At 57.4% G+C, this 18,573-nt stretch carries 13 protein-coding genes and 1 pseudogene; 9 read left to right on the top strand and 5 right to left on the bottom strand.

Annotation, left to right across the window (positions count from 1 at the left end; all coding sequences use genetic code 11):
- Positions 1–65: 65 nt before the first annotated feature.
- Positions 66–1,817: a sodium:solute symporter family protein gene (locus tag ACT3RQ_RS06035; protein WP_444680135.1), complete on the bottom strand. Its 1,752-nt coding sequence runs from the start codon at positions 1,815–1,817 to the stop codon at positions 66–68.
- 177 nt (positions 1,818–1,994) lie between these two features.
- Positions 1,995–3,571, bottom strand: a pseudogene (locus ACT3RQ_RS06030) (BCCT family transporter).
- A 200-nt stretch (positions 3,572–3,771) separates the two neighbouring features.
- Here ACT3RQ_RS06030 and ACT3RQ_RS06025 point away from each other — a divergent pair.
- Positions 3,772–4,005: a hypothetical protein gene (locus ACT3RQ_RS06025; RefSeq protein WP_444665459.1), complete on the top strand. Its 234-nt coding sequence runs from the start codon at positions 3,772–3,774 to the stop codon at positions 4,003–4,005.
- A gap of 98 nt (positions 4,006–4,103) precedes the next feature.
- On the opposite strand, the gene ACT3RQ_RS06020 is transcribed toward ACT3RQ_RS06025, so the two are convergent.
- Entirely contained in the window at positions 4,104–5,390 is a 1,287-nt protein-coding gene (locus tag ACT3RQ_RS06020; RefSeq protein ID WP_444680134.1) for an aromatic ring-hydroxylating oxygenase subunit alpha, read from the bottom strand.
- 368 nt (positions 5,391–5,758) lie between these two features.
- Between ACT3RQ_RS06020 and ACT3RQ_RS06015 the strand changes: the two genes are divergently transcribed.
- Positions 5,759–6,865: a hybrid-cluster NAD(P)-dependent oxidoreductase gene (locus tag ACT3RQ_RS06015; RefSeq protein ID WP_192526870.1), complete on the top strand. Its 1,107-nt coding sequence runs from the start codon at positions 5,759–5,761 to the stop codon at positions 6,863–6,865.
- A 166-nt stretch (positions 6,866–7,031) separates the two neighbouring features.
- Here the strand turns inward: ACT3RQ_RS06015 and fdhA are convergent, their stop codons facing one another.
- Positions 7,032–8,219: a formaldehyde dehydrogenase, glutathione-independent gene (fdhA, locus tag ACT3RQ_RS06010; protein ID WP_444680133.1), complete on the bottom strand. Its 1,188-nt coding sequence runs from the start codon at positions 8,217–8,219 to the stop codon at positions 7,032–7,034.
- Between the two features lie 437 nt (positions 8,220–8,656).
- Between fdhA and glyA the strand changes: the two genes are divergently transcribed.
- The 7 genes from glyA to ACT3RQ_RS05975 all read left to right on the top strand — a co-directional run bounded on the left by glyA (position 8,657) and on the right by ACT3RQ_RS05975 (position 17,832).
- Positions 8,657–9,985 (top strand): serine hydroxymethyltransferase, encoded by a 1,329-nt coding sequence (gene glyA, locus ACT3RQ_RS06005; protein ID WP_192526868.1) that lies wholly within the window; start codon positions 8,657–8,659, stop codon positions 9,983–9,985.
- Between the two features lie 46 nt (positions 9,986–10,031).
- Positions 10,032–11,282 (top strand): sarcosine oxidase subunit beta family protein, encoded by a 1,251-nt coding sequence (locus ACT3RQ_RS06000; protein WP_192526867.1) that lies wholly within the window; start codon positions 10,032–10,034, stop codon positions 11,280–11,282.
- Between the two features lie 12 nt (positions 11,283–11,294).
- Complete coding sequence (locus ACT3RQ_RS05995; RefSeq protein WP_172116814.1) at positions 11,295–11,684, top strand: sarcosine oxidase subunit delta; 390 nt, start codon at positions 11,295–11,297, stop codon at positions 11,682–11,684.
- Complete coding sequence (locus ACT3RQ_RS05990) at positions 11,681–14,722, top strand: sarcosine oxidase subunit alpha family protein (protein ID WP_444639565.1); 3,042 nt, start codon at positions 11,681–11,683, stop codon at positions 14,720–14,722. The genes ACT3RQ_RS05995 and ACT3RQ_RS05990 overlap by 4 nt, the downstream gene beginning before the upstream one ends.
- The gene (locus tag ACT3RQ_RS05985) at positions 14,715–15,362 is read left to right on the top strand and encodes a sarcosine oxidase subunit gamma (RefSeq protein WP_442352853.1); all 648 of its coding nucleotides are present in this window, start codon (positions 14,715–14,717) and stop codon (positions 15,360–15,362) included. Before ACT3RQ_RS05990 ends, ACT3RQ_RS05985 begins: the two co-directional genes overlap by 8 nt.
- 66 nt (positions 15,363–15,428) lie before the next feature.
- On the top strand, positions 15,429–16,295 hold the full coding sequence (purU, locus tag ACT3RQ_RS05980) for a formyltetrahydrofolate deformylase (protein WP_172116811.1): 867 nt from the start codon (positions 15,429–15,431) through the stop codon (positions 16,293–16,295).
- 154 nt (positions 16,296–16,449) lie between these two features.
- The gene (locus ACT3RQ_RS05975) at positions 16,450–17,832 is read left to right on the top strand and encodes an L-serine ammonia-lyase (RefSeq protein ID WP_193092602.1); all 1,383 of its coding nucleotides are present in this window, start codon (positions 16,450–16,452) and stop codon (positions 17,830–17,832) included.
- 219 nt (positions 17,833–18,051) lie between these two features.
- Here ACT3RQ_RS05975 and aroQ read toward each other — a convergent pair whose 3' ends face one another.
- Entirely contained in the window at positions 18,052–18,498 is a 447-nt protein-coding gene (gene aroQ / locus ACT3RQ_RS05970) for a type II 3-dehydroquinate dehydratase (RefSeq protein ID WP_172116809.1), read from the bottom strand.
- Positions 18,499–18,573 lie beyond the last annotated feature (75 nt).

Below are 18,573 nucleotides of genomic sequence, written 5' to 3'. Positions count from 1 at the left end.
ACCGCTCACCCATGGGTGAGCGGTTAAGCGTAACAGTTGAGCGCAGGCTCACGGCCCAGGCCGTGTTAACGACCAGGTGACACGGCCACCGGCGCAGTTGAAGCCTTCTGCTGGCGAGGGCGAACTACCCAGAACCCTACGGCTCCCGCCATCAGCAACATGCTCCCGCAGCCGACCGCCAGCATATAGCCGCCCTGCACGGCACTGCCAGGCACACTAAACTGCTCGGCGAACCCGGCCAGCGTGACCGCGTACTGTTGCCAGAGAAATACCCCGATGGCGCCACCGGAAAGCATGGTGCACAGCGCAATCACACGGGTGCCTGTCACCCAGCCACTGACGGCCTGAGCATCAAATGTATGCAGAAACGTCTGGTACTCTTTCTCGGCCTGGCTGACATGGGTAAACCTGGAAGCCAGCGTAATCGCCACCAGCGCCATCAAGGTGCTTAGCAGTACCGGGTGCAAATATACCGGCAGGCTAAGCCACTCGGCCTGAATCATCATCGACAGCGCGACGTTACCCACAAAGCCCACCGCTAAGCCCCAGCCCGCGCCTGCGGCGGTAATCCGCTTGCTCCAGATGCTCATCAAGGCAACCGGCCCCCAGGAAGAGGCAAATAGCGTGGCGGCAAACCATACCACTGACATAACCGCAGGCGGTTGAAACAGCGCCAGCAGCAGTGCTATCAAGCCCGCAGCGAGCACCGCAATACGGCTTTTACGCATGGCCGACGTCTCATCTTGCGAGGCTGAGAGGATATCGTTGGAGAGGCTAAAGCCGATGATCGACAGAAACGTCGAGCAAGACGATAGCCCCGCCGCAAAGACGCCCGTTAGAATGACCACGCCAAGCCAGGTTGGCAGCACGTTGAGCGCCACCCAAATCATGGAGCGCTCCGGGTCCAGCCCAGCATCGTAAAGATTGATGGCCGCCCCGGTCATCATCATCAATGCGTAGAAGATGGCCAGCGCCACCGCCGTCAACATGGCCGAACGCATCACCACGTGCTCATTGCGGGCCATCAAGTAACGGCTGGATTGCCAAGGGCTCGCCGCCAGCACCGCCGCCCACACAAGGCCGAGTGTTAGTCCCCAGGTAAGCGCCTCGCCAGGCGAAGAGAAGCTGGCCTCAGGCCCTTCCAGCACGCCGTGCCATAGCGCAATGCCGGGCTTGTCGGTTTGGGTAAGCAGGCCTTCCACCACACCGTTCCACCCGCCCAAATCTTGAATCACATAGATCGAACCGCCCAAGGCTGCCAGCGAGAAGATCACAAACATGATGGTGTCGGTGAGCATGACACCGGGCGATCCCGAATAGAGAATAAAACCCGTATACGTTGCCCACACCAATACCAACCCGACCCAGTACGGCATACCGGTCAGCTCAGAGAACATGATGCCCGCGCCCTGCATAACGCCTAACAGATACGCGCCCAGGCCGATAATTGTGGTCAGCCCGGCAATCACCTGAACACGGCGTGAGGCAAAGCGCTTGCCAAAAAATTCCGGCACGGTACGTGCCCCGCTACGCCGAAGGTAACGCCCAAACACCAGCGCACCCAGCAGGCATCCCGAGGTGCTGACGGCCGCGAAGATCAGCATCACAAACGGATAGCCCTGATAGGCAAAACCCGTTTCACCGAGAAACGCGCTGGTGCTGAGATAGCTTGCTACCAGCGTGCCCAGGATAAAAAACGTGGGGGCATTGCGGCCAGCAACCAGATAATCATCCAGACCTTTGACGCGCCGTCCGGCGAGATGCCCGATAACAAAGTAGCCCACCAGGCTGAGCAGTATTGCGATGGTGTAAATCATGAGAATAGCCGTCAGGTTATTAATATTGTTTAGCCATGGTGCAATGCTTTGGCTGTCTACTCTTTGCTATTAGCGGCAACGCATGCAGGAATCACGACACGATATCCGCTAACCAATAGGGGCGCCATTGAAATGGCGCCCCTATTGGCAACAACAAAGTACAGCAACAAAATCTGACTATCGCGCTATTTTGGGCACCGCATTGAGCTCGCGCCACTCCTTGTGAAGCCCTTTATAAAGGCTGAAACACATCAGCAGAAGCACCAGCGTAAAGGGTAACCCTGTCGCCACCGCGCCTGCTTGCAGCGCGCTAAGCGCCGCGCTACCGCCACCGTAAAGCAGCACACCAGCGATGACACCTTCAAGCGCGGCCCAGAACACCCGCTGCCCCTTGGGCGCATCGGTTTTCCCGCCCGCGGTGATATTGTCGATGACGAGGGAGCCAGAATCCGCCGAGGTAATGAAAAAGACCAGCACCAGCACAATCGCCAGCGTCGAGGTGATGCCAGTGAACGGCAGTAGCTCCAGCATGTGGAACATGGCAAGCGAAACGTCGCTGATGCCGTTGGCTAATTCGCCCATGCTATTTTCGGCCTGAAACAGTGCCGCGCCGCCAAAGGTGCTCATCCATACCAGCGTGACCAGCGTCGGCACCAACAGCACCGCAATCAGGAACTCGCGTACCGTGCGCCCCGGGATACGCGGGCAATAAACATCCCCACAAACGGCGACCAGGAGATCCACCACGCCCAGTAGAAGATGGTCCAGCCGTGATACCAGACGTCATCATCGCGGCCAATCCAGTTCGAAAGCGGCAGGATATGGCTGACATAGTCCACTGCTGTGGTGCCAATTCCCGTTATAATCATCAGCGTCGGTCCGGCGATTACCACAAACAGCAGCAGCACTGCCGCGACCACCATATTGATGTTCGAGAACAGCTTGACGCCGCCGTCGATTCCCCGCCATACCGAAAACAGTGCAATCACCGTAACCACCAGGATGATTGCCATCTGTGTTCCAAGGGTATTGGGTATGCCGAAAAGATAGGCAAGCCCGCCAGCCGCTTGGGTAGCGCCAAAGCCAAGCGACGTTGCCAAGCCAAAGATGGTTGCCAATACGGCAAGAATATCAATGGCATGGCCTGCCCAGCCGCGTGTTCGCTCACCCAAAATCGGGTAAAAAGCAGAGCGCAGGGTTAGCGGCAAGCCTTTATTGTAGGTAAAAAAAGCCAAGGATAGCGCGACAACGCCATAGATCGCCCATGGATGAAGCCCCCAATGAAACATGGTGGCGCCCATAGCGGCGCTAGCGCCCTCCGGTGTACCTGGGGGAATATTCAAGGGTGTACCGTACCAATCGGTGTAGTAGGCCACTGGTTCAGCAACACTCCAGAACATCAGCCCGATACCCATACCCGCCGCAAACAGCATGGCGAACCAGGAGGTGCGCGAGTATTCCGGCTTGGCATCACTTCCGCCCAAGCGTATCCGCCCAACCGGAAGACAGATAAGCGCCAGACAGAACACTACAAAAATATTACCCGCAATCATGAACAGCCAGTCGAAATGCTCAATCGACCAGTTCTTGGCAAGGCCAAGCTGGGTATTCGCAGCATCGGGATAGATCAGCGCATAAAGAATAAACAGCAGAATGGCGAGTGCGGAGAGCGGAAAGACGGGGTTATGGAAATCCAGCCCCATCACCTGCTTGTTATCCTGACCGGGGGTCAAAACAGGATCATCATGGTCCATAGGTTATCCTCGTTGTTATTTTTTTCTGTACGCTAACCGCCGAGGTGGCGGATAGGGCGTTTAAATTTTTAGGCGATACTCACTTGCCCAGTTATTCAAAACCGACCCCGGCATAGCTATTGCCGCGTTGCCAGCGCTATTGCCAGCCGATTTATAGGTACACTGACAGACCAACAACCAACACAAGAGAGGATGCCGTCATGATGATTGTCGAACTGATTGATGGTGATGATTTTCGGGCACAGCTGACCGCGCTGGGTATCGATATTCCAGAGAACGCCGACCCCGATACATGTGCTCAAATCGCCGCTGAGGCCCATCGCAAGCAGGCGGTTACCGAGCTGCCAACGTTGGTGCGCAAGCTTATCGATCAAAAGGACATTCTGCTGCCTTCGGTGCGCCACGCTATTGAGCGTTTTCTGCCCTTTGAGTAAGGGCATGAGCTGATTGATTAATGCGTTGATGAACGGATTGGCAATTGCTAAACGCAGGCTGGCCCGCCAACGCGGGCCAGCCCATCATCAGCGTGCAGTTAGCCCTGCGCCAACTGCAGCGATACGCTATCGCTTCCCAGATTGCTGAGCATGTGCTCGGAGTACCAATCAATAAAGTCGATGACGCCAAACTCGTAGGTTGGTGAATAGGGGCCGGGCTGGTAGGCCTTGGAGTTGATACCGCGCTGATTCTCTTCTGCCAGCTGGCGATCCTGATCGTTGGTGGCATCCCACACGCGACGCATGTTTTCCGGGTCGTAATCCACGCCCTCTACCGCGTCCTTGTGCACCAGCCACTTGGTCGTGACCATGGTTTTCTGCGGGCCAAGCGGCAATACACGGAACACGACGGCATGGTCGCCCATGAAGTGGTTCCAGGAGTTGGGCAGGTGCAGAATGCGTAGCGAACCCATGTCCGGGCTGGTCAACCGGCCCATCAACTTGTTGCAGGCCGGCTTGCCATCCATGGTCATGGACACCACGCCATCGAGTAGCGGTGTACGCGTCACGCGGTTACGCTTGCCAAAGCGCTTGAGCTGCCAAGGCACCTGCTCGCCGTTCCAATCGGCCTGCTTGCGGGTCACCAGGTCTTTATATTTGTCCGTCGCGCGCGGGTCTTCGGTATCGTCAAACTCGATTAGCGAGTTCAAAAGCTCTGGGTGCGCACCATTACAGTGATAACACTCGCGGTTATTCTCGATGACCAGCTTCCAGTTGGCCTGCTCAATAATACTCGACTCTACAGCGACCTTGACGTTATCCATCTGGTACGGCTCAAGGTAGTGCTCAAGCGTCTCCAGGAGGTCGTCGATGGCGGGCGGGTTATCGCTCAGATTAATAAATACAAAGCCCCCCGCCGTGCGCACGCTAACCGGCTTCAGCCCGAACTGGTTAAGGTCGAAGTCCGTACCCATGTCGCTTCCGGCAAACAGCAAGCGGCCGTCAAGCTCGTAAGTCCACTGATGGTAGGGGCATACCAGTTTAGCGACTTTTCCTTTGTCCTTGGTGCACAGCCGTGAGCCACGATGGCGACATACGTTATGAAAAGCATGAATCTGGCCTTCACCGCCACGCACAATCACAACGGGATTATCACCGATTTCCAAGGTCATAAAGTTGCCCTTGGCCGGGATCTCGCAGGTCATCCCTGCGAATAGCCACTCTTTTTCAAAGACTTCCTGCATGTCGAGCGCAAACAAGCGGGCGTCGTTATAGAACGGTTGGGGTAGAGAAAACGCGTGCGCGCGGGACTGTAGCATATCAACCGTCGCTTCACGCATGGCAGCCAGAGGGTCGTTGAGTGTGTCATCCATTGTCTTGTTCATACCAGATATCCTTTTAAATACCGCCTCCCTTACCCAGGGTGGCGACAGAGTCATTAACCAAACGTAATTGTGTTGTTGTTAAGTTGCTGAACCTGGCGATTGTGTGAAGCGCGCAGCGCTTGCTACTTGTTGATGGATTGTGGTCCACGCCATTTGCTTTCAATTGTCTGCCCACGACACTATGTGGCGTGGCGACGACGTGGGCGGAGATTTTTGATAGGCAGAAGGTGCCGCAAGGTAAGTGCGTGTCGCTAACAGGCAAGCTGGTCATAAAGCGCGTACCCAGAATGCAGGTTAATGGTGCTGGACCGTGCAGACAGGACGGGCCGGTGAAGGCAACGCGATAGCACGGCCATATTGAGACGACGATGACAACGAACTTCTTTAATCCCGTCACGACCCAAACCTGGACCAACGGCCGCCACCATGTGCGGTGCGTCAAGATCATTCAGGAAACCTGGGACGTTCGCACGTTCTGCTTTATGGCTGAACAGCCGGTAATGTTCTTCTTCAAGCCGGGCCAATTTGTGACACTAGAGCTCGAAATCGATAATCAGCCCGTTATGCGCTCCTATACGATTTCAAGCTCTCCCTCTGTGCCTTACAGCTTCTCAATCACGGTCAAGCAGGTGCCGGGGGGCCAGGTCTCCAACTGGCTGCATGCCAATTTAAAGGTCGGCGACGAGCTAGTGGTCCATGGCCCGGTGGGCAACTTCAACTCCATCGACTTTCCTGCCGAGAAGGTGCTGCTTCTCTCAGGCGGTGTAGGCATCACACCGCTAATGTCGATGACGCGCTGGCTCTTCGATACCAACGCCAACGTCGATGTGGAGTTCATCCACAGCGCCCGTGCCCCGCGCGATGTCATTTTCCATCGCGAGCTGGTGCACATGTTCTCGCGCATCCCCGAATTCAAGCTCCATATCGTGTGCGAGAAGAAAGAAGATATCGGTGAGGCATGGGCTGGCTACCGCGGTTTTCTAACCCAGCCCATGCTTGAGCTGATGGCACCGGACTTCCTTGAGCGGGAGATCTTCTGTTGCGGCCCCGTACCGTATATGAATGCCATCAAAGCGATTTTGCGCGCCAACAACTACAACATGGACCACTACCATGAAGAGCTGTTTGGCGAGACGCCGGTTGACGTTCAGGAAGACGTCCTGGAGCTTGCCGAGCAGGCCGAAGTGGAAGCCGAGCTAGCAGAGCCTGAGGACCTGATCAACATCGAATTTGCCCAGTCGGGCAAAAGTGTACGTATACAAGCAGGCGAAACGGTTCACGCCGCAGCCGCCAAGCTGGGGCTGCATATTCCCAAGGCGTGCGGTATGGGCATCTGCGGCACCTGCCGAGTGGAGCTGAAATCTGGCGAGGTGGAAATGGAGCATAACGGCGGTATCACCGACGAAGATATTGAAGAGGGCTACATCCTGTCCTGCTGCAGCAAACCGAAAGGTGACCTGGTAGTCGACTTCTAATGCGGTAGCCCTTCACTCACCACTAGCCCGACCCAAAACGGATACTGAGCTCCTCGGTATCCGTTTTTTGTGCCCTACACTCGCCCTAAGCGGACACAAAAAAACGCCCATGGCACGTAGCCATGAGCGTTATTAGCGTTGGTTACCCGCTTTTTTTAGCGCTTAATCAGGCAACGCCAAGCAATCCATGCGGATCAAGAACGAACTTGCTGGCCACGCCTGCATCGAACTGCTCGTAACCTGTTGGCGCATCTTCCAACGAGATAACCTGGGCGTTAACGATCTCGGCAATGTTCAAACGCCCGTGCAGAATGGCCTGCATCAGCTGGCGGTTGTACTGCACTACCGGCGTCTGGCCGGTATGGAACGAGAGCCCCTTGGCCCAGCCCTGGCCAAAGCGCAGGCTCAGGCTACCAGTTTGTGCAGCTTTCTCGGTCGCCCCCGGATCTTCCGTTACGTATAGACCAGGAATGCCGATAGAACCGCCTTCGCGAGCGACTTCCATCATCTGGTTAAGCACCACTGCCGGCTGCTCTTTACCGCCATGCCCGATCGCTTCAAAGCCCACCGCATCAATGGCGCTGTCCACACTAGGCTCGCCGACCACTGCGGCAATCATCTCGCCCAAACGGTCATGCTTGCTTAGATCAATCGGTACAAAGCCCATCTTGCGGGCGTGCTCCAGGCGATCCTTGTTGAAATCGCCAATCATCACTACCGCTGCGCCTAACAGGCGTGCCGAGGCGGCAGCAGCCAGCCCTACAGGGCCTGCGCCCGCTACGTACACGGTGGAACCCGCACCAACGCCCGCTTTCAAGGCGCCGTGGAAACCGGTCGGAAGAATATCGCTCAACATGGTTAGATCGCGAATCTGGCTCATGGCCTGATCACGGTCCGGGAACTTGAGCAGGTTGAAGTCAGCGTAGGGCACCATTACGTAGTGCGCCTGACCGCCCACCCAGCCACCCATATCAACATAGCCGTAGGCACCGCCCGCTCGGTCATCGTTAACATGTAGACAAAGACCGGTGTGGCCCTCTTTACAGGTGCGACAGCGGCCGCAAGCGACGTTGAAGGGAACGGATACAATATCGCCAATGTTTAGAAACTCGACGCCCTTGCCTTTTTCGATCACCTCACCAGTGATCTCGTGCCCCAGCACCATACCGGTAGGCGCCGTGGTGCGTCCGCGTACCATGTGCTGGTCGGAGCCGCAAATATTCGTGGACACTACTTTCAGAATGACACCGTGATCAATGGGCTTGCCATGGGGGGTTTCCATTTTCGGGTAGGCGATATCCTGAACTTCGACTTTACCGTCGCCGATATAAACAACACCACGATTGTTGGACATGCGAAATCCTCTCTTCCGGGTGCTGGCGCAGTCTCAAGAGGTTTTCTCAGAGAGCGGTCTCAAGGACGCTATCAAGGGCCACTCCAACAACTGCGCTGGCATCATTATTTTAAATCGAGCTGGCGTATGTGAAGCGCTTTCGAGAAACGCTTCCTGATCAGCAGGCCAATTAAAGATTAGCCTGTTGCCGCAGCATGACGCACCCGGCCTACCCGCAATTACTTATAAACGACGTCGAGCAATAAATGAGCGACGCCTTATAAAGGCCCATAAAAAATTCACGTCAATGTCGCAAATACGCCGAGCGGTGACGTCGGTAAGCATCTTGGGGGGCAAGCCCAGCGATACTATCGCGGCACGATAGCGTGAATGGTGATGCCATTCCTGACGCTAACAAACTCCCAGACCGAATATAAGCGACTAGCCTGGAGACCCAGATGACTCACAATAACTTTTCTCCCGAAGCCCGCTTGGCCAACTACGACACGGCCCTTGCCTCGGCAATCGCTGAAGAGACAGCGCGTCAAGAAGCCCACATCGAACTGATCGCCTCTGAGAACTACACCAGCAAGCTGGTGATGGAAGCGCAAGGCACCCAGTTGACTAACAAGTACGCCGAAGGCTATCCCGGCAAGCGCTATTACGGCGGCTGTGAATTCGTCGACAAGGTGGAAGCGCTGGCTATCGAGCGGGCTTGCAGCCTGTTTGGTGCCAACTATGCCAACGTGCAGCCCCATTCCGGCGCTCAGGCCAATGCGGCGGTATTCATGGCGCTGGTAAGTCCTGGCGACACTATTCTGGGCATGAGCCTGGCCCACGGCGGCCACCTGACCCACGGTGCAGCCCCCAACTTCTCGGGCAAGCACTACAACGCTATCCAGTACGGCCTGGTCGAAGGCACCGGCGAAATCGACTACGACGAAGTAGAGCGGCTGGCGCGAGAGCATAAGCCGAAAATGATCATTGCGGGTTTCTCGGCCTATTCACGCGTGGTCGACTGGCGCCGTTTCCGTAACATCGCCGATGAAGTCGGCGCCTATCTGATGGTCGATATGGCCCACGTAGCGGGCCTGGTAGCTGCTGGTCTCTACCCGAGCCCGCTGCCCTATGCCCATGTCGTGACGACCACGACCCACAAGACACTGCGCGGCCCGCGCGGCGGCCTGATTCTCTCCGCCGATGGCGACGAGACGCTTTACAAGAAGCTCAATGGCGCGGTATTCCCCGGCCAGCAGGGCGGCCCGCTGATGCATGTGATCGCGGCCAAAGCGGTGGCATTCAAAGAGGCCATGAACCAGGACTTCGTTAACTACCAGCGTCAGGTTATCGCCAACGCCCGTGCGATGGCGCGCATCTTCGTTGAGCGTGGTTTTGATGTGGTTTCCGGCGGTACCGACGATCACCTGTTCCTGGTCTCGCTGATCAAACAGGGCATTACCGGTAAAGATGCCGACGCAGCCCTTGGGCGCGCGCATATCACGGTCAACAAGAACACCGTGCCCAACGACCCGCAAAGCCCCTTCGTTACCTCGGGCCTGCGCATTGGCACTCCGGCGGTAACCACCCGCGGAATGGTTGAGGCAGACTGTGAGCACCTGGCAGGCTGGATTTGCGACATTCTTGACGTACTGGCCGACCAGCAGGACACCACTGACGTAGAAAACCAGGTACGTGAAAACGTCGCCGACCTGTGTGCCCACTACCCGGTATATGGCCAAGCCCAAACCACCAGTGAGCACGTAGCCGATAGCGCCTCAATCGCCTGACGATAGCCGCCAGCCGGCTCCGCGGAGCCGATCAAGGAGAAACTTTATGCAACGTTATTCCGGCTTCGGACTGGTCAAACATGCGCTTGGACATCATGAGAACTGGGAGCGCCAGTGGCGCAACCCTGAGCCCAAGAAGCGCTACGACGTCATCATTGTCGGTGGTGGCGGTCACGGACTAGCCACTGCTTACTACCTGGCGAAAGAGTTCGGCATCAAGAATGTCGCCGTGGTTGAAAAGGGCTGGCTGGGCGGCGGCAACACCGCACGTAATACCACCATCGTACGCTCTAACTATCTATGGGATGAATCAGGGCGGCTTTACAACCACTCGCTGGACCTGTGGAAGGGCCTCTCCCAGGATTTGAACTACAACGTGATGTTTTCCCAGCGCGGTGTACTCAATCTGGGCCACACCCTGCAGGACATGCGTGATATTCAGCGCCGCGTTCACGCTAACCGTTTGAACGGTATCGACAGCGAGGTAGTCACTCCGCAACAGATCAAGGAGATCGAGCCTCAACTGGATATTTCCAGCCGCGCCCGCTACCCGATCATGGGCGCTTCCTGGCAGAAGAGTGCCGGCGTGGCGCGCCACGATGCGGTGGCCTGGGGCTATGCGCGTGGTGCCGATGCTCTCGGCGTGGATCTTCTGCAGAATACCGAGGTCACCGGCTTCAAGATTCGCGATGGCAAGGTGCTGGGCGTCCACACCAACCGCGGTGATATCGAAGCCAATACCGTGGGCTGCGTGGCGGCGGGCAACTCCGGCGTATTGGCTAACATGGCGGGCATCAAGCTGCCGCTGGAATCCCATCCGCTGCAGGCATTAGTGTCCGAGCCGCTCAAGCCGGTCCTCAATACCGTCACCATGTCCAACCACGTTCACGGCTACATCAGCCAGTCCGACAAGGGCGACCTGGTCATCGGGGCGGGCATCAACGGCTACGTCGGTTACGGCCAGCGCGGCAGCTACTCGACCATCGAGCACACCCTTCAGGCCATCGTCGAGATGTTCCCGATGTTCTCTCGGGTGCGTATGAACCGCCAGTGGGGCGGCATCGTCGATACCTGCCCGGATGCTTGCCCGATCCTGTCCAAAACGAAGGTTAAAGGTCTGTATTTCAACTGTGGCTGGGGCACCGGTGGCTTCAAGGCGACCCCCGGCTCCGGGCATGTTTTCGCCGCAAGCCTGGCCAAGGGTGAAATGCACCCCATCGCTGCGCCTTTTTCCATCGACCGTTTCAATACCGGTGCGCTGATTGATGAACACGGCGCCGCTGGCGTGGCGCACTGAGGAGAGCCCATCATGTTTTATATCTTCTGCCCCTACTGCAAGGAGCACCGCGAGGAAGAGGAGTTCCACCCTCGCGGCCAGGCCCACTTGATGCGCCCTTCCGACCCGGACAACACCAGCGACGAGGAGTGGGGTGACTACCTGTTCTTCCGCAACAACCCGCGCGGCATTCACCACGAAATGTGGGTGCACTCGGTGGGCTGTCGCAAGTTCTTCAATATCACCCGCAATACGGTGACCTACGAAATTCTCGAAACCTACCCCATGGGTGAGCAGCCAAGCATTACGGCGGCAACGCCCGATGCTCGTCACGAACAAGGTGGTCAGGTGGCCGATGGCGGCTGGCAGACCGTGGGCGCACGGCCTGAAAACAAAGCACTGAATGAGGAGGCCTCGTCATGACCCAGAAAAATCGTATTGATGCCGGTGGGCGTGTCGATCGTTCCCAAGTGCTTGAATTCACCTTTAACGGTCAGCGTTACCAGGGTCTGAAAGGCGACACGCTCGCTTCGGCACTGCTCGCCAACGGCGTGAATATCGTCAACCGTAGCTTCAAGTATTCACGCGCTCGCGGCATTGTCGCCGCCGGTGCCGAAGAGCCCAATGGCGTCGTTCAGCTGGGCGCCAAGAATGACACCCAGGTGCCCAACGTCCGCGCTACCCAGCAGGGCCTGTACAACGGCCTGGTGGCGCGCAGTACCAATGGTTGGCCCAACGTTCAGCGTGACGTAATGAGCTGGGTAGGCAAGCTGGGCGGTGGTTTTATGCCGCCAGGGTTCTACTACAAGACCTTTATGGCCCCTGCCTCGATGTGGATGACCTATGAGAAGTACATCCGCATGGGCGCGGGGCTGGGTCGTGCACCGACCGAGTCCGATCCGGACATTTATGATCACATGCATCACCACTGCGATGTGATGGTGATTGGCGCGGGCCCAGCGGGGCTTGCCGCGGCGCTTTCTGCCGCGCGTTCCGGTGCGCGTGTGATCCTGTGTGATGAACATGAAGAGATGGGCGGCTCGCTACTGGATAGCCGCGAAACCCTGGATGGCGTTTCAGCGACGCGCTGGGTTGAGCAAACAGTAAAAGAGCTTGGCGCGATGGATAACGTGACGCTGCTGCCACGCACCACCGCCAACGGCTATCACGACCACAACTTTGTCACGCTGCACGAGCGGCGTACCGAGCATATGGCCGATACCGCCCGTGAAGCGGGCTTCCCCGGTGAATCACGTGCGCGTCTTCACCGCGTGCGCGCCCGCCAAGTGGTGCTGGCCAGCGGCGCCCACGAACGCCCCTTGGTGTACGCCAACAACGACTTGCCGGGCACCATGCTCGCAGGCGCCGTATCCAACTATATTCGCCGCTACGCGGTGGTGCCCGGCAACAGCCTGGTACTTTCCACCAGCAACGACCACGCTTACCGCGCAGCCCTCGATTGGAAAGAAGCCGGACGTAAGGTCGTCGCCATTGTCGATGCCCGCGCCAACCCCGATGGCGACCTGGTTCGCCAGGCACGCGACAGCAGTATTCGCGTGATCACCGGCAGTGCCGTCATCGAAGCACGCGGTAATCAGCGTGTTACCGGCGCACGCGTCTCGGCCATTGATCTTGAGCGTTTCGTGGTGACCGGCAAAGCCGAAGAGCTTGAGTGCGATACCATCGCCACCTCCGGCGGCTATAGCCCGGTGATCCACCTCTCCTCACACACCGGCACACGCCCGGCATGGAACGAAGAGTTATTAGGTTTTGTGCCCGGCACGGTCAAGGGCATGCAGTCGGCTGGCGGCGTGGCGGGCTATTATGCCCTCGGCGAAACGCTTGCTGATGGCGCTCGCATTGGGTGTCAGGCAGCGCTGGAGTGCGGCTTTAACAGCGCCGAGGAAGCTGCCCTGCCCGCCACTCGAGCGCGGCGTGATGCGCCTTCCTGCGCGCTTTATCAAGTGCCGCATGAAAAGAGCGCCCTACGCGCGCCCAAGCAGTTTGTTGACCTGCAAAACGATGTCACCGCGGCGGGTATTGAGCTTGCCACCCGCGAAGGCTTTGAATCCATTGAGCACGTCAAGCGCTACACGGCGCTGGGCTTTGGTACCGACCAAGGCAAGCTTGGCAACATCAACGGCATGGCGATTGCTGCACGCTGTCTGAAACGCTCGATTCCCGAAGTAGGCACCACCGTGTTCCGGCCCAACTATACGCCGGTGACCTTTGGCGCCATCGTTGGCCGTCACTGCGGCGAGCTGTTTGACCCTGAGCGCTACACCGCGCTGCACCAGTGGCACGTGGAAAACGGCGCCGAGTTCGAGGATGTCGGCCAGTGGAAACGCCCGTGGTACTTCCCCCGCACCGTGAATGGCAAGAAAGAAACCATGCACGATGCAGTCAACCGCGAGTGCCTGGCGGTGCGCGAAGGCGTGGGTATTCTGGATGCCTCGACGCTTGGCAAGATTGATATTCAAGGCCCGGATGCCCGCGAGTTCCTGGGTCGCGTCTATACCAACAAGTGGGCCCAGCTCGCCCCTGGCCGCGTGCGTTACGGCCTGATGTGTAAAGACGACGGCATGCTGATGGACGACGGCACCACCAGTTGCCTGGGTGATAACCACTTCCTGATGACCACCACCACCGGCGGCGCGGCAGGCGTGCTCGAGTGGCTAGAATTGTGGCACCAGACCGAGTGGCCGGAGCTTCAGGTCTACTTCAACTCGGTGACCGACCACTGGGCAACCATGACCGTGACCGGCCCGGACGCCCGCAAGCTTTTGTCCGAGCTGACCGACATGAATCTTGATAAAGAGAACTTCAAGTTCATGGATTGGCGCGATGCCACGGTCGCCGAGGTGCCCGCGCGCATCTTCCGCATTTCGTTCACCGGCGAGCTAGCGTTCGAGATCAACGTGCAAGCCAACTACGCCATGCACGTCTGGAAGAAGCTTTTCGAGCACGGTAAAAAGTACAACCTGACGCCTTACGGCACCGAAACCATGCACGTCCTGCGTGCGGAAAAAGGCCTGATCATTGTCGGCCAGGATACCGACGGTTCGGTGACGCCGGAAGATCTTGGAATGCGCTGGGCGATCGGCTACGACAAGCCCTTCCCGTGGATCGGCAAGCGAGCCCTGTCACGCCCCGATACCCGCCGTACGGACCGCAAGCAGTTTGTCGGCCTGAAACCCAAAGACCCAAGCGTGGTACTGGAGGAAGGCGCCCAGGTCGTCTTTGACGGCAAGCAGTCGATCCCTATGGACATGAAGGGGCACGTAACGTCGAGTTACTACAGCGCCTCGCTCAAACACGGCTTCGCCCTTGCCGTGGTAATGGGTGGTCACGAGCGGATGGGGCAGACCGTCTATATTCCCATGACCGATGGCACAGTGCATGAAGCTGAAATCGTAAGCCCTGTCTTCATCGATCCAAAAGGAGAGCGCCAGCATGTCTAACGCGAGTGTACCTAACGTTTGCGAGTTCAACACCGTGCCCGACGGCAATCCGCAGGTCGAATCTCCTCTGGCGTGGAGCTACCAGCAGCACCCGGCGCCCCGCACTAACGGTCAGGCAGGCGTTGTCCTGCGTGAAAAAGCACTGCTGGGCCACCTGGTGCTGCGCGGCGGGGCCATCGTGCTCGATGAAGCGGTTCGCGCCACGCTGGGCATGAGCTTACCAGCCAAGCCCAATGCTCTGGAACACGACGATAGCGGCGAGCGCACTATCCAGTGGCTCTCACCCGACGAGTGGCTAGTGATTGTGCCGGGCGGCGAAGAGGGCGCGCTAGAAAGTGCGCTGCGCCAGGCCTTGGGCGATGCCCACGTGAGCATCGTCAATGCAAGCGGCGGCCAGACAGTGCTAACGCTAAGCGGCGACAACGCCCGCGAGGTGCTGATGAAGTCGGTCTCCTATGACGTACATCCCAGCACATTTACCGTGGGCAAGGGGGTAACCACCATGTTTGCCAAGGCCACCGTGGTTTTGCGCCGCCCTTCCGAGACACACTGGGAATTGGTGGTGCGCCGCAGTTTTGCCGACTACTGCTACCGCTGGTTGCTCGACGCCTCGGCGGAATATGGTATCGACACACAATAATAAGCCGGCAGGCCGGTACCACCGGCCTGCCCTGACTGCTGATCAAGCTGATGAAAGAGAAGCGCCATGAGCCGAATGACGGATACCTGGATACTTGCCGCCCAATGCCCCAGCATTCTGGGCACGGTCGATGTGGTGACCCGCTTTTTAAAAGAGCAGCACTGCTATATCACCGAGCTAAGCTCATTTGATGATCGGCTGGGTGAACGCTTTTTTATTCGAGCGGAGTTTCGTCCCGAGCGAGAAGCGTTTGATGAGCAGGCGTTTCAGGAGAATTTTCTGCCACGCGCCACCGACTTCGGCATGACGTTTGAGCTGACCCCTCCCGCCAAGCGCACGGGTGCGGTCATTCTGGTATCCAAGGCAGATCACTGCTTAAACGACCTGCTCTATCGCTACCGTACCGGGCAACTGCCACTGGATATCAAGGCGATTATCTCCAATCACCCGGATCTTGAGCCCTTAGCGAGCTGGCATGATCTGCCTTACTATCATCTGCCTATCACGCCCGAGACCAAGACCGAGCAGGAGTCCCAGGTACTCGAGATTATTGAGAATACCGGGGCGGAGCTAGTAATTCTGGCGCGCTACATGCAGGTATTGTCACCGAGCATGTGCGAGCTTTTGAGCGGGCGAGCCATCAACATTCATCATTCACTACTACCGGGTTTCAAAGGTGCCAAGCCCTACCACCAGGCCTACGAAAAAGGCGTTAAGCTGGTAGGCGCTACGGCGCACTACATCAATAACGACCTCGACGAGGGGCCGATTATTGCTCAAGGAGTGGAGCCAGTTGATCATGCACACTACCCTGAGGACCTGGTCGCCAAAGGGCGCGATATAGAGTGTCTGACGCTCGCCCGCGCTATTGGCTATCACCTTGAGCGGCGAGTCTTTCTGCACAATGGGCGCACGGTGGTATTTGGCAACTAGCCGCGCTTGCTTGACGCTACTCCTTTCATCCACAGAACAATCATCAAGTCTGCTCATTAATCGACGCCAGGACCAGGTTACGCGGCATTAATTCGCGATTCCCCTGTCCAACGTTGGGTGAGTCGACTTTTTATTTCCCATTCAGAGGTCTTCCATGCCTATTAGTGTCTTCGACCTTTTCAAAATTGGCGTCGGCCCCTCCAGCTCACACACGGTCGGCCCCATGATGGCGGCCTTCAAGTTTTCGGCCGTTCTGCGCGATAGCCAGTTGCTCGACCAGGTGAGCCGCCTGGAAGTGCATCTGTATGGCTCGCTTTCCGCCACGGGTATCGGCCATGGAACCGACCATGCCATTATCATGGGCTTGTTGGGCGAACGCCCGGACACCATCGATCCTTCGATTATCAACACCACGATTGCGGCGTTGAAAGAGACGCGTTGCCTATCGCTGGGGCGCCAGAAAGATGTCACGTTTGAATGGGACCAGGACATTATCTTTCATGAAGAGAGCCTGCCCCATCACCCTAACGCCATGAAACTTTGCGCCTTTGCCGAAGATGGCAGCCTGCTGACCGCCAACACGTACTACTCGGTAGGCGGCGGTTTTGTGGTTGACCAAAACCAGGTAGATGCCAAGCTTGAAGACATGGACACCGCCGAGATCCCCTTCGACTTCAACTCCGCCGAAGAACTACTCGCCATCTGTAAGCGCGAAGGCATGAGCATCAGCCGCCTGATGATGGAGAACGAGAAAACCTGGCGCGGCGAGCAGGAAGTGAGAGACGAGCTGTGGCGCATCTGGCAGGCCATGTGCGAGTGCATCGATAACGGCCTGACCCACGAAGGCGTGCTGCCCGGTGGGCTTAACGTCAAACGCCGGGCAAGGCAGCTGCATCAGCGCTTGCAGGCGGCCGAGCAGAACGACTGCCTGATCGCCACAACCTTTTCCGCCATGGAGTGGGTCAACATCTTTGCCCTAGCGGTGAACGAAGAGAACGCTGCTGGCGGGCGCATGGTCACCGCCCCAACCAACGGGGCGGCGGGTATTATTCCCGCCGTGCTGCACTACTACATGAAGTTCCAGGCGGGTGCCAATGACCGCAATGTGGTGGACTTCCTGCTTGCCGCCGGTGCCATCGGTATTCTGTGCAAGAAAAATGCGTCCATATCCGGCGCCGAAGTGGGCTGCCAGGGCGAGGTGGGCTCAGCGTGCGCCATGGCTGCCGCTGGCTTGGCGGAAGTGATGGGCGCCACGCCTGAGCAGGTCGAAAACGCGGCTGAAATAGGTCTTGAGCATAACCTCGGTTTGACCTGCGACCCAGTAGGCGGGCTGGTTCAGGTGCCCTGCATCGAGCGCAACGCGATTGCCACCGTCAAGGCGATCAACGCCGCCCAAATGGCCCTGCGCGGCGACGGTACTCACTTTATCTCTTTAGATAAAGTTATCCGCACCATGCGTGATACCGGCAAAGACATGCTGGACAAATATAAGGAAACGTCCAAGGGTGGTTTGGCGGTTAATGCGATTGAGTGTTAGGTAAAAGCTGGCCAACAAGAGAAGACGTGTGTCTGCAGATCATTTTGGTAGGATCAATAACGTTCCCTGTCATACCTAGCGGTATGACAGGGAACGTTATCTGTTTTTACACTGACCACGACCCTCCAAAGCATGCACACATTCCCAGTTAAAACGCCTACCTTTTTATAATCTTGCCCACCCAAGACTGGCTGCGATAGCACCAGCCAACAAGCTCGCTTAACAAACGCCATTCACGACAGCATCCATTGCCGCCAAGTATCCCTGTATGCCTAGCCCCGCAATCACACCGTCCGCGCGCAGCGAAATATAGGAGTGATGCCGGAAACTCTCGCGCTTATGCACATTGGAAATATGCACTTCAATGACCCGCCCATCGAAAGCGTTGAGCGCATCCAGAATGGCTACTGAGGTATGCGTATAGGCGGCTGGATTGATAATGATCGCTAGGGTTCCATCCAGCCTTGCCGCATGAATGGCATCAATCAGCACGCCTTCATGATTGCTCTGCAGGCAGTCAATTTTCCACCCCGCAGTCGTCGCCTTTTCAAGTAACAGACTGTTGACGTCATCAAGCGTTGCAGCACCGTAGATTTCCGGTTGCCGAGCACCCAGCAAATTAAGATTAGGGCCATGGAGCACCAGGACACGTGGCGTAGTCGGCATTGGATTTCCTTGTCTGTTATTGAGGGCTATCGACCCGTTATACGGCGGCGTTAAAACATCTATTCATGCTACATT

It is taken from the genome of Halomonas sp. AOP43-D1-4, assembly GCF_052446175.1.
Lineage (GTDB): Bacteria > Pseudomonadota > Gammaproteobacteria > Pseudomonadales > Halomonadaceae > Vreelandella > Vreelandella citrativorans.
The sequence above is the reverse complement of the archived record's forward strand: the minus strand, read 5'-3'. Positions and strand labels throughout refer to the sequence as shown.

Bases quoted from the DNA above. Each gene is read 5' to 3' on its own strand.
- ACT3RQ_RS06035 (WP_444680135.1), bottom strand. From the start codon at position 1,817: ATGATTTACACCATCGCAATACTGCTCAGCCTGGTGGGCTACTTTGTT.
- fdhA (WP_444680133.1), bottom strand. From the start codon at position 8,219: ATGTCCAACAATCGTGGTGTTGTTTATATCGGCGACGGTAAAGTCGAA.
- ACT3RQ_RS05975 (WP_193092602.1), top strand. From the start codon at position 16,450: ATGCCTATTAGTGTCTTCGACCTTTTCAAAATTGGCGTCGGCCCCTCC.
- glyA (WP_192526868.1), top strand. From the start codon at position 8,657: ATGACTCACAATAACTTTTCTCCCGAAGCCCGCTTGGCCAACTACGAC.
- ACT3RQ_RS05990 (WP_444639565.1), top strand. From the start codon at position 11,681: ATGACCCAGAAAAATCGTATTGATGCCGGTGGGCGTGTCGATCGTTCC.
- purU (WP_172116811.1), top strand. From the start codon at position 15,429: ATGAGCCGAATGACGGATACCTGGATACTTGCCGCCCAATGCCCCAGC.
- ACT3RQ_RS06025 (WP_444665459.1), top strand. From the start codon at position 3,772: ATGATGATTGTCGAACTGATTGATGGTGATGATTTTCGGGCACAGCTG.
- ACT3RQ_RS06015 (WP_192526870.1), top strand. From the start codon at position 5,759: ATGACAACGAACTTCTTTAATCCCGTCACGACCCAAACCTGGACCAAC.
- ACT3RQ_RS05985 (WP_442352853.1), top strand. From the start codon at position 14,715: ATGTCTAACGCGAGTGTACCTAACGTTTGCGAGTTCAACACCGTGCCC.
- ACT3RQ_RS05995 (WP_172116814.1), top strand. From the start codon at position 11,295: ATGTTTTATATCTTCTGCCCCTACTGCAAGGAGCACCGCGAGGAAGAG.
- ACT3RQ_RS06000 (WP_192526867.1), top strand. From the start codon at position 10,032: ATGCAACGTTATTCCGGCTTCGGACTGGTCAAACATGCGCTTGGACAT.
- ACT3RQ_RS06020 (WP_444680134.1), bottom strand. From the start codon at position 5,390: ATGAACAAGACAATGGATGACACACTCAACGACCCTCTGGCTGCCATG.
- aroQ (WP_172116809.1), bottom strand. From the start codon at position 18,498: ATGCCGACTACGCCACGTGTCCTGGTGCTCCATGGCCCTAATCTTAAT.